Raw genomic sequence first — 14,583 nt, 5'->3', positions numbered from 1 at the left:
GTCAGCTATCATGCTCGTCATCAAGTGCGTCCGCAAGGCCGTCTGCACGTGCATCTGTGCGCGCATCCGCTTCGGTAGGACTAGGCTTGACAAGGTTTCGCGGTAGACGATCTCCGCCTTAGGATGCACACGACTGCATTCCGGTAGTCACGACGCGGCGACGAGGAGTCAGGTGAGCGCGGGTACGCAGGAGGAGGCGCCGGGCGGCGGCCCAACCGTGCTGCGCATTCTGCTCGGCTCCCAGCTCCGGAAGCTGCGGGAGTCGAAAGGGATCACCCGGGATGCGGCGGGCTATGAGATCCGCGCCTCGGGTTCCAAGATCAGCCGGATGGAGCTGGGCCGGGTCAGTTTCAAGGAACGCGACGTCGCGGACCTGTTGACCTTGTATGGCGTGAGCGACAAAGCGGAGCGCGACGCGCTGATCGGCCTCGCCCGCCAGGCGAACAGCCCCGGCTGGTGGCAGCAGCTGAACGACGTGCTGCCGAACTGGTTCCAGGCCTATCTGGGGCTGGAGGCGGCGGCCACGCTGATCCGCACCTACGAGATCCAGTTCGTCCCGGGCCTGCTGCAGACCCCGGAGTACGCGCGTGCCGTGATCATGCTGGGTCACGCCGGCGCGAGCTCCGACGAGATCGACAAGCGGGTCGAGGTGCGTCGGCAGCGGCAGCAGATTCTCACCCGTTCGGGTGGGCCGCAGCTGTGGGCGGTGATCGACGAGGCGGTGCTGCGCCGGCCGATCGGCGGCGTCGAGGTGATGCGCTCGCAGATCGAGGCGCTGATCGAGGCGTCGAAACTGCCGAGCGTGCGGTTGCAGATCATCCCGTTCACCGCGGGCGGGCACGCCGCGGCCGGTGGTCCGTTCTCGATCCTGCGCTTCCCCGAGCCGGAGCTGCCCGACGTGGTCTACGTCGAGCAGCTCACCAGTGCGATCTACCTCGACAAGCGCGAGGACGTGGATCAGTACGCGATGGCGATGGAGCGCGTCTGCATCGACGCCGACCCGCCGAACCACACGCAGGAGATCCTCGGGAAGCTGCTGCACGAGGTCGGCCGCCCGATCTAGGTCCAGGCACGCCAATGGTCCGGCCGGTGTGAATGTCCCGGCCGGACCGTTTTTCGTGTATGGCGGTGACCTTCAGGCCACCAGGTTGTCGAAGTCCCCGTCCCGGACCCCACCCAGGAACGCCTCGATCTCGGCGCGGGTGTAGATGAGCGCGGCACCCTCCGGGTCGCGGGAGTTGCGCACGGCGACGTCGCCGCCGGGCAGGACGGCACACTCCACACAGTTGCCACTCGGGTTGCTGCGACGGCTCTTCTGCCAGGTCACGCCCTGCAGCTGACCGGCTGGCATGCCGTTGACCACGTAGGTCATTCCAAGCTCCCTTGGTCTGCCCGGATCGCTGTTCGACCCGGGGTGGTGATCCCCCTGTGCCAAATCGCTTGACGATGCAAATGCACGTGCATCTGGCCTTGCGTAGTACCGGGATTCTGAGCATGATAACGCACAAGACATCCGAAGAAGTGTCACTCAGGGTGACATCTTTAGGTGACTGGTCGGTCGCGGAGCGACGTCTGCGGCCTCGACGCGAGGCTCCCTGGCGGGGGCGTCCGAGCGAGAGGTGACGAGCGTGTCGATACCCAACATCGGCCCAGAACACCCCGATCCGGGCGATCCCGGTGCGAGTGAGAGCTCGCGCCGGGGTAATCCGCCGCCGGTCCACCGGGACGTGAGGATCACCGACGACGTGGTCGCCGCCTCCACCCGGGCCAGCGCGGTTACCCACCGGTTCGGCGGCGTTCGTTACGCACTGAGTAAGCCCGGCGGCATCAGCACCGCCGAGCCACCGGCAGAGGAGGGTGAGTCCGACGCGCGCGAGTGAACTCGTTCGTTGTCACGGGCACCGGTCCGTGGGCCGGCCGCACGCCCGTTCGCGGTGGATGGCCTCGGCGCCACGGGTCCGTGACGATCGGCTGCGGCCGAGCCGGCCACGCTGGCCGGTCCACGAGTTCGCCGAGTCGGACTACTGCTACGGCATCGGCACGATCCGGCTGCGCGTCGTCCGGGTCGACTGGCACAAGCCGATTCCCCACGAGGGCGAGATCTGGCTCGGCGTCCGCGGGATCGTCGTCGATCCGGACGGCCGCGAGGGCGCGGTGCGCGAGATCCTGATCCGCGCCGGCCGGGTGCCGATCCCCCCGGCCTGCAAACGGCCACGACTTCGGGTGTTGCGAGATACGCCCGTCTGACGCCGGATGGGTGGCCCGGTTCCCCGTGCTGGGCCACCCATCCGGTCCACCCCACCGGGGTTGATCGGGCGTCCAGGACGTTCGGAGGGGTCCTCCGAGCGGTGTGTGAGTAGTGCGCGGCCGTCGCCGGTGAACGACCGGCGACGGCCGGGTCGTGGACTTGCCGGCCCCGCCGGGGCGGGAGGCGGGGCCGGCACAGTAGGACAGATCCGCTTCACCTGAGCCGTTCGGGCACGCGCGGTCAGCACTCTCCGGTCCGCCGGCCGGCCCGAGGTTCGCTTCGGCTTGCGCGCCGAGATTTCCGGTACGCCGGAAGCGCCGCAGTCGGCCCGAAGCCGAGCAGCAGCTCGGGGGACGTCCCGGGTCGAGATGTGCCGCAGCGGCGTGGCCAGCTGGTCCGTGGGGCGGCCGGCAGCATCCGGTTCATTCGCTGCGGGCTCGGCCACGTCCCAGTCCCCGCCCTCCCAGGGGGAGCCGCCCCGAAGACAGTGTGGCGCGGCGGCAGGATTTTCCGGGGCTGGGCTGTGGACGGCGCGCTGATGTGGACAACTCGCTGTTGAGCCGGCTGAGGGTGGGGCCGGGGAGTGGGCGGCGAGCGGCGTCAGAAAAGGATGGCCTCGCCCGGAGAGTGGGCGGCGAGCGGCGTCAGAAAAGGATGGCCTCGCCCAGGGAGTGGGCGGCGAGCGGCGTCAGGAGAAGGATCGCGCCCGGGGAGTGGGCGGCGAGCGGCGTCAGGAGAAGGATCGCGCCCGGGGAGTGTGCGGCGAGCGGCGTCAGGAGAAGGATCGGCCCCCGCCCGGGGAGTGGGCGGCGAGCGGCGTCAGGAGAAGGATCGGCCCCGCCCGGGCAGTGGGCGGGGCCGATCTTGTGGTGCACCTCAGGTGTTTTTGCGTGGAAGAACCTGAGACGGCACGTTGCGGGCTGGCCGGGGTGTGGTCAGGGTTTGCGGGCGACTCCGGCCCAGTAATAGGCCGCCTTGGGGTCGGCGGCCGGGGCGTCCGGGCGCCACGCGGAGACCGGGACCAGGCCCGGCTCGAGCAGCTCCCAGTCGCCGAAGAAGCGGGCGACCGCCTCCTGGGTGCGGGCGACCAGGGTCATCCCGGCGCCGGTGGCGGCGGCGACGGCCTGGCCGACCTCGTCCGGGTTGAAGTCGGCGGTCGGGTGGGTGATCGCCAGGCAGCTGCCGGACGGCATCGCGTCGCGCAGCGCGGCGACCGTGGACCACGGGTCGTCCTCGTCGGCCAGCAGCATCAGGATCGCGATCAGGGTGAGGCCGACCGGCTGGGTCAGGTCCAGGGTCTCCTTGAGGACCTTGTCCTGCAGGATCGAGCGCGGGTCGCGGATGTCGGCGCTGATGTACTCACTGCGGCCCTGCGGGGAGCTGAGCATCAGGGCGCGGGCGTGGACCAGCACGATCGGGTCGTTGTCGACATAGACCACCCGGGTCTCCGGGGCGATCCGCTGGGCCACCTCGTGCAGGTTGGGCCGGGTCGGGATGCCGGTGCCGACGTCCAGGAACTGCCGGATGCCCTCCTTGGCGACCAGGTCGCGGGCGGCGCGGTGAACGAACTTGCGATTCTCCCCGGCCATGTAGCGCATGCCGGGGATGGCCTGGATCATCGCGTCGCCGACCGCCCGGTCGACCGCGAAGTTGTCCTTGCCGCCCAGCCAGTAGTCGTAGATGCGGGCGGAGTGCGGCACGTTGATGTTGACCCCAGGCGGAGCGACCTCGCTGGGAGCGGAGTTACCACTGCTGTGCTCCACGACCGCCTCCTCACGCTGGACCCCACCGTCGATCATCGACAGTCCGTCCAGCCTAGCGTCAACGATTGACCGGCATCACCCCCATGATCCGTATTTCGTCACGGAGTGACACGACCGGGGGTCAGGCGGCCGAGGCGTGCCCGACCCAGTCGCGCAGCTGCACCGAGGAGACCACGCGGTCACGTCCGCCGTGCTTGGCAGCGTACAGATGACCGTCCGCAGTGGACAGAAGGGGTGCCTGGGCGCCCTGCGGGGCGTCGGCCAGGCCGGCCACGCCGATGCTCACCGTCACCGGCAGGTGCCGGGTGATCGGCGCCCAGTGCTGGTTGCGGATGGTCCTCCGGAGGGCGTCGAGCAGCGCGTGCGCCCGTGGCACCGCGGTGCCCGGGAGCACCACCAGGAACTCCTCGCCACCCATCCGGGCCGCGAAGCCGCCCGGGCAGGCGGTGGCCACCTCGCGGGCCAGCAGCTGGGCGACCCGGACCAGCACCTGGTCGCCGACGTCGTGCGACAGCTGATCGTTGATCTGCTTGAAGTGGTCCAGATCGACCAGCGCCACGGTGAGCTGCGGGTCGGTGCGGATCAGGCCGGGCAGCACCTCGTCGACGTGGCGGCGGTTGTGCAGGCCGGTGAGCGGGTCCCGGCGGGCCTGCTCGCGGAAGCGCTCGGCTTCCTGCCGCGCCTCGGCGGTCTCGAACATCGCCTGCCGGGTCCGGGTACGTGCTTCCCGCTGCAGCGACTGCAGTTTGCAGTGGGCCTCGAAGAAGGCTTTGTGCGCGGCGAACGCCGCGGCGAACTCGCCCCGGGCGGCGTGCAGCTCGGCCTGTTCCTGCTGCACCCGGACGAGCGTCTCGCCAAGGTCTCGCTCCAGGCACAGCCGACGGGACTCGTCGAGGCTGCCCTGGGCCCGGTCGTACGCCGCCAGCCCGCGTTGCGCCTGGCTGAGCGTCAGAAGGTACTCGGCGAGCGCGTCCGCGTCCTCGTGCTGGCCCTCGGCGTGCTGCTCGATGCAGTGCAACATGGTCGCCTCGGCGGCGGCGTAGTGCCCGTTGCCGTTCTGGATCGCGCCGAGCGTGTCCAGGAACGAAGGCTGGAGCTGCTCCCCCTGTTCGCGGGCGAGGTGCTCCATCCGCCAGGCGATCTCCTCGGCGCGCTGCTGGTCGCCGTAGGAGAACTCGGCGTACGCATAGTTGTTGAGCAGGCAGAGCAGCGCCGGTGAGCCGGTCCGGACGGCAAGCTCCTCGGCCTGCGCATGACGCTGCCGGGCGGCGTCCACCGAGCCGGCGGCCCAGAGGGCATCACCCAGCTTGGTGCGGTGCCAGACATGCATGTGCTCGGTGGAGTCGTCATCGAGCAGCTCCACCGCGAGCAGCGCGTGCTCCAGGGCCTGCTCGGCATCACCGAGGTGCTGATGGATGCTGTGCCAGATCAGGTGGGTCCGAGCCAGCAACTGCCGGGCGTCGTTGTCGACCGCCCACTGGTGCACCCGCCAGATCTGCTCCGCCGCGGCGGCCACGTCACCGCTGCGCATCCGCATGTTGATCTGGCACAGCCGGGCCCGCATGACGAGCAAGTCGTCGCCGAGGGCGAGCGCCGCGTCTTCCAGCTCCACAGCCCGTGCCAGCTCGGCACGGGCGTCCCAGGCCCGCTGGTCCTCGATCGTCAGTAGGGCGGCGGACAGCGTCTCGGCGTCCGTGCGGCGCTTCTTCACCCGGTGCTCCTCTCCGCAGCGGCCGGACAGATCGGTCGCCACGTGCCGGGGATGAGGAAAACCGCGGCAGACCGGTGATCAGCTCTCCGTCAACCGAGGTTAGCGCTGTGTCAACGTTTCATTACCGATTCGTGGACGTGATCCCGGTCGCCACAAGGGGCGCCTCGCGCGGAGACGCCCCTTTCCCGCGAATATCGGCTACTTGGTGGCGCCGGCCAGCTCCGGCTCCGGCTCCTTCGCCGCGGCCAGGTCGACCGTGCTGCGCAGCTTGGTCGGCTTCATCAGCAGCGCGGCGAGCACGCCGACCACCGCGATGCCCATCGAGATCAGGAAGATGTGGCCGGTCGCGTCGCCGTAGGCGACCCGCACCACGTGCTGGATGGCCGGCGGCAGGCTGCCCAGGTTGAGGGCGCTGACGCTGGAGTCGCCGGTGGAGTGCACGCCGAGCGCGGCCAGCTGGCCGGTCATCGAGTCGGCGACCCGGCGGGCCAGCACGGCGCCGAGCACCGAGACGCCGATCGTGCCGCCGAGCGAGCGGAAGAACGCCACGGTCGAGCTGGCCGCGCCGATGTCCTTGAGCGCCACGGTGTTCTGCACGGCCAGGACCAGGTTCTGCATCGACATGCCGACGCCCGCGCCGACCAGGAACATCGCGATGCCGACGTACCAGAGCGGGGTGTCGTGGTCGAGGACCGAGAGGCCGCCGAAGCCGATCACCAGGATGATCGTGCCGGCCACCACGTACGGCTTGATGTTGCCGCTGCGGGTGATCAGCCGGCCGGCCACCGTCGAGGCGAACGCCAGGCCGAACATCATCGGGATGGTGAGCAGGCCGGCCTCGGTGGGGCTGTAGCCGCGGCCGATCTGGAAGTACTGCCCGAGGAAGACCGAGCCGCCGAACATCGCCATGCCGACCGCGAGGCTGCCCAGGATGGCCAGGGCGGTGGTGCGCTGCTTGACGATCGGCAGCGGGACGACCGGCTCGGCGACCCGGGACTCGACCCAGGTGGCCAGGCCGAGCAGGGCCACGCCGCCGCCGACCATGGCGAAGGTCTGCCAGGAGAGCCAGCCGAACGAGCTGTCCACGAACGACACCCAGACCAGGATCACGCTGACGCCGGCCGCGATCAGGGTGGCGCCCAGGTAGTCGATCTTCACGTCGTCCCGGCGCAGGACCGGCAGGTGCAGGGTCTTCTGCAGCACCACCAGGGCGATCACCGCGATCGGGACGCCGACGAAGAAGCACCAGCGCCAGCCCAGCCAGGAGTCGACGATCACGCCGCCGAGCAGCGGGCCGGCCACCGTGGCCAGGCCCATCACGCCGCCCAGGTAGCCGTTGTAGCGGCCGCGCTCGCGGGGCGGGATCATCGCCGCGATGGCCACCTGGACCAGCGCCTGCACGCCGCCCATGCCGAGGCCCTGGAAGGCCCGGGCGGCGATCAGCTGCTCGGTGTTCTGGGTGAGCCCGGCCAGGATCGAGCCGAGCACGAACACCACGATCGATGCCTGCACGAGCAGCTTCTTGCTGTACAGGTCGGCCAGCTTGCCCCAGATCGGGGTGGACGCGGTGGCGGTCAGCAGGGTCGCGGTGACCACCCAGGTGTACTGGGTCTGCGAGCCGTTCAGGTCGCCGATGATGGTCGGCAGCGCGGTGGAGACGATGGTGGAGCTGGACATCGCGACGAAGAGCACGAGCAGCAGGCCGGAGAGGGCCTCCAGGATCTCGCGGTGTGACATGGCTCCGGGTTCGCCGCGACTCGTGGTCGGAGTGCTCATCCGCGCTGCCCCTTTCGGTATTGGTTGCTCGATACAACTATCGGCAAGCGTTGCCCAGTGTGCAAACTTTCTCACTGGGAAGTGATGTACGTCGCCGGTACGCTTCCCGGCATGACCGACACCACGTCCGAGCCGGAGCTGGGCCTGCGCGAGCGGAAGAAGGCGGCCACCCGGCAGGCGCTGCACGAGGCGGCCCTGCGGCTGGCGTTCGAGCACGGGCCGGAGCGGGTGACGGTCGAGGCGATCGCGGACGAGGCCGGCGTCTCCCGGCGGACCTTCTCCAACTACTTCGCCAACAAGGAGGAGGCCCTCTTCTACGGCGACCTGCAGCGGATGCGGCAGCTGGCCGGGCTGGTCCGGGAACGGCCGGCGAGCGAGTCGCCGTGGGCGGCGCTGTGCGCGGCCGCCGAGCGGTTCTACCGCGGGCTGGGCGACCTCGACCCGGAGTGGATGAGCCGGAACCGGATGGTCCGCCGGCACCCGTCGCTGGCCGCCGCGCAGGTGCAGACGTTCGCCGCGCTGGAGCGGGAGATGGCCGCCGAGGTGGCCTTGCGGCTCGGCCCGGCCGACCCGCTCGGGCTGCGGTCCCAGTTGATCGCCGGGACGTTCCTGGCGGTGCTGCGGATCTCGCTGACCGTCTGGCTGGAGCGTAGGCCGGAGGTCGGCTACTGGGACCTGGCGAGCGAGGCGCTCGTCGAGGCGGGCCGCGGCTTCGCCTGAGCTCCGCCGGGCTCACCACCGGAAGATCAACGGCGAGATCACCACCCGATTCGGGTACGACGAGAGCACGGCCCCGTGGCGGGACCGTGCTCTACGCGTACCGGAAACTGGTCTTGATCTTTGAAGGTCAGCCCTGGAAACCGGCGAAGATCTTGGAGAACTCGAAGGCGGTCTGGCTGACGTTGGTGCACTGGAAGAGCGCGCCCTGGCAGGCGTTCTTGTCCCGCTGCATCTCCCAGAAGGAGACGAAGCCCAGGTGGTTCGCGTTGGCGAAGGCGACCACGTCCTTGGCGTCGCTCTGCGTGAACGTGCCGCTGTCGTCGTTCTTGCCGATCATCGGGGTGACGCCGACCATCTTGAAGGCCGCCGCGTCGCTGGTGCCGTACAGCGACTTGAGCTGGTTCTTGGTCGAGGTGACCGCCTGGATCGCCAGGTCACCGTAGTCCTGCGCGGACCGGCCGTAGTCCATCGCCATGATGTTGACCAGGTCCAGGTCCACGCCGGCGTCCTTGGCCGACTTGACCACGTTCAGGCCGTCCGCGGTCAGGCCCTCCGGCAGCACCGGCAGGGTCAGCGAGATCTTCAGGCCCGGGTTGGCCTTCTGCAGCGCGGCCAGCGCGGCCGAACGGCGGTTGATCGAGGCGGTGTCCGCCGATGCCGCGCCCTCGATGTCCAGGTCGATGTACTTCAGCTGGTAGGCGTCCACCACGGCCTGGTACTCGGCCTGCAGGGCACTGGTCGAGGTGCAGGCCTGGGCCAGCTCGACGCCGGTCGCGCCGCCGAACGACACCTTCACGTCGCCACCGGCCGCCCGGATCGCGCCGATCTGGTCGGCGAACTGCTTCTGCCGCGGGTCGAACGCGCCGAACCAGCTGGCCTTGCAGCCGGTCGCGGTGACGAACGCCAGGCTGAACGACTTGACGTTGCCGCCGGCGGCCAGCGCGGAGAGCGTGCCGCCGTTGGAGAGGATGCCCATGTCGACGTACGGGGCGACCAGCACCCCGCCGCCCGACGAGCCGGTCCCGCCGGTCGCGGTGGTGGTCGGCGCGACCGTGGTGGTCTTGGTCGGCGTCGCGGTGGCGGTCTTGGTCGGCGTGGCCGTCGCGGTCTTGGTCGGCGCGACGGTCGCGGTCGTGGTGGGCGTCGCCGTGGCGGTGGCGGTCGGGGCCACGGTCGCGCCGCCGGCGGTGCAGGACGCGCCATTGATGGTGCAGCTCGTCGGGTCGCCCTTGCCGTTGACCACGAAACCGAAGGAGATCGAGCCACCGGCCGGGATGGTGCCGTTCCACGCCGCGTTCCGGGCCGTCTCGGTGCTGCCGCTGGTGGTCACCGTGGCGTCCCAGGAGGTGCTCAGCTTCGCGGTGCTCGGCAGGTCGAAGACCAGCTGCCAGCCGTTCACCTCGGCGCCGGTGCCGTTCTTGATCGTGTAGTGCGCCTGGTAGCCGGAGCCCCAGTCGCTGTCCTTGGCGAAGCTGGCACTCAGGCTGCCCGTGCCGCCGGTGGTGGCAGCGACCGCCGCGCCGATGCCCCCGCCGACCGCGAGCACCGCGGCGGAGGAGTAGATGGCGAGCCGCAGACGGCTGCGTTGCATGGGAGGCTCCGATCAATCACGAGGGCTTGTGACGCCAGCGATTGTTCGTCGAAGCCGTCTTAACGGTCTCCGGCGCAAGCCTTAAACATCCTTAAAAGCCGCACCGTGACCGGCCTGTCACCGGGTCGCCAGACCGCCCAGGAGCAGGGCCAGCTGGCGGCGCCAGGCGTTCGGGTCGGTGGCGTGCCGGTTCACCCCGGCGTTCGCCATCATCACCAGCCAGAGGTCGTGCCGGGTGAAGTCGCCGCGCAGCCGGCCGGCCCGCTGCGCCCGGGTCAGCACGTCCACCGCGCGCTGCTGGGCGGCCACCCGCAGCGCGGACAGCCGCTCGTCGTCGTCGAACGCGCTGGTCACGAGCAGCTCGGCCAGGCCGCGGTCGGTGGCCTGCAGCTCGCAGACCCGGGTCAGGTAGCCGACGAACGCGGCCCACGGGTCCGGATGCTCCAGCGCCTGGTCGGCGAGCCGGACCGCGGCGGTCATGTGGCTGGCGAAGACCTCGGCGATCAGGTGCCGGCGACTGGGGAAGCGGCGGTAGAGGGTGGCGTTGCCGACCCCGGCGCGCTTGGCGATCTCGTCCAGCGAGGCGTCCAGACCCTGCTCCGCGAAGACCTCGCGAGCGGCGGTGAGCAGGGCCGCTCGATTTCGGCGGGCATCCGCACGCAGCCGGGTGGCCATGCGCCACACAATACGGCGTTCGGTCGGCAAAGCCGTCAGCCGATGCTACGGTCGCCCGGATCATGACCAATGGTGCGGAGGACATCGCGATGCAGCAGAGCTCGATCGACGTGCCGGCCGCGGACGGCCGATCCGACGCGTACTTCGTCAAGCCGGACGGTCCTGGGCCGTACCCGGGAATCCTGTTCTTCATGGACGGGTTCGGTCTCCGCCCGCGGCTCCGGGAGATGGCCGACCGGATCGCCGAGCACGGCTACGCGGTGCTGGTGCCCAATCTCTTCTACCGGGATCAGCGCAGCCCGCTGGTGGACCCGGAGGAGCTGAGCGACGCGGAGAAGCGCAGTGCCGCGTTCGGCCGGCTCATGCCGATGATCCAGGGGCTCACGCCGGACCGGTTGGTCGCCGACACTACGGCCTACCTGGACTTCCTCAGCGCGCAGGACGGTGTCGCGGCCGGGCCGGCCGGGATCGTCGGGTACTGCATGGGAGGCCGGAACGCGCTGATCGCGATCTCCGCGCTGCCGGACCGGCTCGCGGTGCTGGGCAGCTTCCACGCCGGCCGGCTGGTCACCGACGGTCCGGACAGCCCGCACCTGGCCGTCAGCTCGATCACCGGCGAGGTCTACTTCGGACACGCCGACAACGACGGCTCGATGACGCCGGACCAGATCAAGGAGCTGGAGGCGGCGCTGGCGTCAGCCGGCGTCCGGCACACGTCCGAGCTGTACGAGGGCGCGCCGCACGGATTCACCATGTCCGACACGGCGATGTATCACCCGGAGGGCGAGCGGCGGCACTGGGCGGCGCTGTTCGCGCTGCTGGACCGGGCCCTGCCGGCTCAGTTGGCGTAGAGGCCGGGAAAGTACCTGTCGATCGCGGTGGTGTCGTAGACGTGCCGGACCTCGGTGATCACGTCGTCCTCGACGGCCAGGAACTCGACCAGCCGGGCGGTGCCGAACGGCGCCACCAGGTCGTAGACCAGCGCGGCGCCGTCCAGCGCGTCGGTGCGCGCGGCCAGCTCCACCCGGTCGGCGAAGGCCGCGATCCGGTGCAGCACCTGCAGCAACTCCTCGTCGTCGACCGGGGCGTCCAGGTTCCACTCGGTCTCCACGTCCGGGGTGAGCAGCTTGCGCGCCGCGGGCAGGTCGTCCGAGGTCCAGGACCTGACCCAGAAGTCCACTACGTCCATGTCGTCTCCTGTCGTGATGCTACGACGAAAGGCCGCCGCCCGAGCCCGGGCGGCGGCCTCGCGACGAGCCGGTGATCAGCCGTTGAGCATCGTCTCGGCGCTCACGAACGTGTAGCCGAGGTTCTTGATCCCGCCGATCAGGTCCTTCAGGTGATCGGTGCCGAGGTAGGCGTGGTAGAAGCAGCTCGCCACGCCGTCCCGGACCACCAGGTTGCGCTCGGCCGACGCGACGATGTCGGCCGGCAGCCGGACCGGGTGGTTGTTGAACGCCTCGGTCTCCACGTTGCCGACGTTCTCCGGGACCACCACCGAGCCGTAGACGTCGCGCACCGTGTACGGGAAGAACTGCCCGAACTGGCGGCTGTAGTCGTACTTGCCGCCGGCCAGCACGCCCGGGAAGTACAGGCCACGGTCGTAGCGCTTGCCGAACAGCGCGTGCACCGCCTGGTAGTCCGCCGGGCTGGCGGCGTAGTGCGGGAACTCGAAGATCTTCGGGGCGCCCAGGCCGGTGGCCACGAAGATCGCGCCGGAGGCGATCATCCGGGCGGTGGCCCAGGCGGCCGAGTCCTCGGCGACCGGCCCGTCGTAGATCACGCTGTCGTGCGAGTCGACGTGCGCGGTGTAGAACTCGAAGTCGTTCGCGCTCACCCCGTCGTACGGGTTCGCCACCGAGCCGTACTGGTGGGTGTACCCGTGCATGAGCAGCGTGCCGCCCTTGGCCTGCATGTACTTCAGCGCGGCGACCACCTTCGGCCGGGAGGCCAGCGTGTAGTCCTGCGCCGGGCCGTTGTTCTGCACGCCCTTCGGGTCCCGGAAGCGCGGGTAGACCGCGACGCTGAACGGCACCTTCTCCGCGGCCAGGAAGTCGGCGACCGCCCGGAGCTGCTCCGGGTCGGCGTCCGGCCCGACGTCCTCGATCCGGATCAGCGCCCGGTGCCGCTCCGGCGCGGTGCTGCCCACCGCGTCGAAGAGCAGGTCGGCGAAGATCAGGTAGCGGTCGTCGTGGGTGACGTAGGAGAACGGGATCTCGCCGACGTAGGTGAGGTTGCCGGACTTCACCGCCCACGGGTACGTGGTGCCGTCCGCGCGGACCGCGGTGGCCAGCGTGCTGACCTTGGCGGGGTCGCTGATCGGCAGGTTCATGATCCCGGCCTGGTTGTCCGTGCTCCGGGTCAGCTTCCGGCCCTTGTACCGCACCTCGGTCACCGGGGCGAGGTCGAAGGTGCCGCTGGCGAAGCCGTACCGGTCGGTGAAGCCGGGCTTCGCGGCGAGTTGCCAGATGTTGTCGTAGACCCAGGTCACCGGCTTGGTGGTGGCCAGCACGTCGGTCAGGAAGGCGTCCGGCACCGGCTCGTCGTAGGTCGAGCCCAGGTAGATCACCGCGGAGTAGGCGTTCAGGTCGCCGGTCCGGTACTTGATCACCGGCGCGGCCGTCCAGGTGCCGAAGTGCGAGGCGAGGTTCGCGGTCTGGGTGGCGTAGACCTCGCCCAGCCAGCCGTACTCGCCGGTGGTGTCGTAGAGGACCAGGACCTTCGCCGAACCGGCGCCGGGGGCGGCCTTGCCGGTCCGGCCGATCAGCGGGGTGCTGACCGGCAGCGAGGCGGCGGCATCCGCCTCCACGGTGCTCAGGCCGACCGCGGCGGCCACGGCGGCCGCACCGCCGCCGGCGATCAGGGTGCGTCGGGTGACCTTCGAGGTGCGCATCAGGCGACGGCTCCGATCTCGGCGGACTGCAGGACGGGCATGGCTTCCGGGGCGGCGGCGAGGCCGAGCAGGGCGGCGGTCGCCTGGGCGGTGCGCTCGGCGGCGCGGCCGTCCCCGTACGGGTTGCCGCCCGCGGTCATCGCGTCCCGGCGGGACCGGTCGTCCAGCAGCGCGGCCGCCTCGGCGACGATCAGCTCCGGGTCGGAACCGACCAGCTTCGCGCAGCCGGCGTGCAGCGACTCGACGCGCTCGGTGACGTCCCGCAGCACCAGGGCCGGGACGCCGAACGACGGCGCCTCCTCCTGGATCCCGCCCGAGTCGGTGAGCACCAGGTAGGCCTCGGAGAGCAGCCGGGCCAGGTCCGGGTAGGGCAGCGGGTCGGTCACGGTGACCCGCTCCACCCCGGCCAGCGCGCCGTCCACCTGGGCGCGGACCGCCGGGTTGGGGTGGCTGGGCAGCACCACGTCGATGTCCGGGTAGCGGGCGATCAGCTCCTTGACCGCGCCCAGGATCCGGTCCAGCGGCTCGCCCCAGGACTCCCGGCGGTGCGCGGTGACCAGGACGAGACGCCCGGTGGCCGCGGCCCGCGCTTCGGCGACAGCCGGATTTTCGTACGGCAGCTTGCGTGCCGCCACCGCCAGCGTCGCGTCCACCACCGTGTTGCCGGTGACCAGCACGTCGCCCGCCGGGATCTTCTCGTCCAGCAGGTTCATCGCGGCCAGCGGCGTCGGGGCCAGGTGCAGCGCGGCGACCTGGGCGACCAGCCGGCGGTTGCCCTCCTCCGGGAACGGCGACTCCAGGTCACCGGAGCGCAGCCCGGCCTCCAGGTGCACCACCGGGATCCGCCGCCAGAACGCGGCCAGCGCGCCGGCCAGGCTGGTGGTGGTGTCGCCCTGGACGATCACGGCGGCCGGGGTGCGTACCGACCACAGCTCGTCGAGCTGCTGGATCATCGCGGTGAGCAGCTCGGCCTGGGTGCCGGAGGCGCGGTCGACGGTGAGCGTGATGTCCGGCGCCAGGCCGAACGCGCCGAGGGCCTGGGTGACCATTGCCGGATGCTGGCCGCTGGCCAGCAGGATCGGGGTGAGCAGGCCGGCCTCGCGGAAGGCGAGGGCGACCGGGGCGAGCTTGACGGCCTCGGGCCGGGTGCCGCCGATCAGGTGTACTTCGCGAAGGGACAAGGGGGAGCCTTCCTTCACAGGGGGA

At 70.6% G+C, this 14,583-nt stretch carries 14 protein-coding genes; 5 read left to right on the top strand and 9 right to left on the bottom strand.

All coding sequences use genetic code 11. The annotated features are described in order from the left end of the window. Positions 1 to 172 precede the first annotated feature (172 nt). Positions 173 to 1,063, top strand: coding sequence for a Sco1979 family transcriptional regulator (locus BJY16_RS06850; protein WP_185038257.1), 891 nt, complete (start codon positions 173 to 175; stop codon positions 1,061 to 1,063). Between the two features lie 72 nt (positions 1,064 to 1,135). On the opposite strand, the gene BJY16_RS06845 is transcribed toward BJY16_RS06850, so the two are convergent. Then, positions 1,136 to 1,372: a DUF397 domain-containing protein gene (locus tag BJY16_RS06845; protein ID WP_014695100.1), complete on the bottom strand. Its 237-nt coding sequence runs from the start codon at positions 1,370 to 1,372 to the stop codon at positions 1,136 to 1,138. 256 nt (positions 1,373 to 1,628) lie between these two features. Here BJY16_RS06845 and BJY16_RS06840 point away from each other — a divergent pair, with 256 nt between their 5' ends. Continuing rightward, entirely contained in the window at positions 1,629 to 1,880 is a 252-nt protein-coding gene (locus BJY16_RS06840) for a hypothetical protein (RefSeq protein ID WP_185038256.1), read from the top strand. A gap of 58 nt (positions 1,881 to 1,938) precedes the next feature. After that, on the top strand, positions 1,939 to 2,247 hold the full coding sequence (locus BJY16_RS06835; protein ID WP_185038255.1) for a hypothetical protein: 309 nt from the start codon (positions 1,939 to 1,941) through the stop codon (positions 2,245 to 2,247). A 936-nt stretch (positions 2,248 to 3,183) separates the two neighbouring features. Here BJY16_RS06835 and BJY16_RS06830 read toward each other — a convergent pair. The 3 genes from BJY16_RS06830 to BJY16_RS06820 form a co-directional block, all read right to left on the bottom strand. Then, positions 3,184 to 4,047: an SAM-dependent methyltransferase gene (locus BJY16_RS06830; RefSeq protein ID WP_221501911.1), complete on the bottom strand. Its 864-nt coding sequence runs from the start codon at positions 4,045 to 4,047 to the stop codon at positions 3,184 to 3,186. Positions 4,048 to 4,132: 85 nt separating this feature from the next. Next, positions 4,133 to 5,722, bottom strand: a complete 1,590-nt coding sequence (locus tag BJY16_RS06825) for a GGDEF domain-containing protein (RefSeq protein ID WP_239177433.1) — start codon at positions 5,720 to 5,722, stop codon at positions 4,133 to 4,135. Between the two features lie 198 nt (positions 5,723 to 5,920). Continuing rightward, complete coding sequence (locus BJY16_RS06820) at positions 5,921 to 7,498, bottom strand: MDR family MFS transporter (RefSeq protein WP_185038254.1); 1,578 nt, start codon at positions 7,496 to 7,498, stop codon at positions 5,921 to 5,923. A 111-nt stretch (positions 7,499 to 7,609) separates the two neighbouring features. Between BJY16_RS06820 and BJY16_RS06815 the strand changes: the two genes are divergently transcribed. Further along, positions 7,610 to 8,218 carry a TetR/AcrR family transcriptional regulator gene (locus BJY16_RS06815; protein WP_185038253.1) on the top strand — a complete coding sequence of 203 codons (609 nt, stop codon included), beginning with the start codon at positions 7,610 to 7,612 and terminating at the stop codon, positions 8,216 to 8,218. Between the two features lie 127 nt (positions 8,219 to 8,345). On the opposite strand, the gene BJY16_RS06810 is transcribed toward BJY16_RS06815, so the two are convergent. Beyond that, complete coding sequence (locus BJY16_RS06810; protein ID WP_185038252.1) at positions 8,346 to 9,809, bottom strand: cellulose binding domain-containing protein; 1,464 nt, start codon at positions 9,807 to 9,809, stop codon at positions 8,346 to 8,348. 117 nt (positions 9,810 to 9,926) lie between these two features. Beyond that, a complete protein-coding gene (locus BJY16_RS06805) occupies positions 9,927 to 10,484 on the bottom strand; it encodes a TetR/AcrR family transcriptional regulator (protein ID WP_185038251.1) in 558 nt (185 codons plus the stop codon). An 89-nt stretch (positions 10,485 to 10,573) separates the two neighbouring features. On the opposite strand from BJY16_RS06805, the gene BJY16_RS06800 reads away from it, so the two are divergent. Next, positions 10,574 to 11,335, top strand: coding sequence for a dienelactone hydrolase family protein (locus tag BJY16_RS06800; protein WP_185046305.1), 762 nt, complete (start codon positions 10,574 to 10,576; stop codon positions 11,333 to 11,335). On the opposite strand, the gene BJY16_RS06795 is transcribed toward BJY16_RS06800, so the two are convergent. From BJY16_RS06795 to wecB, 3 genes are all read right to left on the bottom strand, one after another. Continuing rightward, positions 11,323 to 11,673, bottom strand: coding sequence for a hypothetical protein (locus BJY16_RS06795; RefSeq protein ID WP_185038250.1), 351 nt, complete (start codon positions 11,671 to 11,673; stop codon positions 11,323 to 11,325). The genes BJY16_RS06800 and BJY16_RS06795 overlap by 13 nt on opposite strands. 75 nt (positions 11,674 to 11,748) lie before the next feature. Then, positions 11,749 to 13,377: a DUF2334 domain-containing protein gene (locus BJY16_RS06790; protein ID WP_185038249.1), complete on the bottom strand. Its 1,629-nt coding sequence runs from the start codon at positions 13,375 to 13,377 to the stop codon at positions 11,749 to 11,751. Beyond that, the gene (gene wecB, locus BJY16_RS06785) at positions 13,377 to 14,558 is read right to left on the bottom strand and encodes a non-hydrolyzing UDP-N-acetylglucosamine 2-epimerase (RefSeq protein ID WP_185038248.1); all 1,182 of its coding nucleotides are present in this window, start codon (positions 14,556 to 14,558) and stop codon (positions 13,377 to 13,379) included. Before wecB ends, BJY16_RS06790 begins: the two co-directional genes overlap by 1 nt. Positions 14,559 to 14,583 lie beyond the last annotated feature (25 nt).

This window comes from Actinoplanes octamycinicus (genome assembly GCF_014205225.1).
Taxonomy (GTDB): domain Bacteria; phylum Actinomycetota; class Actinomycetes; order Mycobacteriales; family Micromonosporaceae; genus Actinoplanes; species Actinoplanes octamycinicus.
This window is presented reverse-complemented; position numbering and strand designations above follow the sequence as displayed.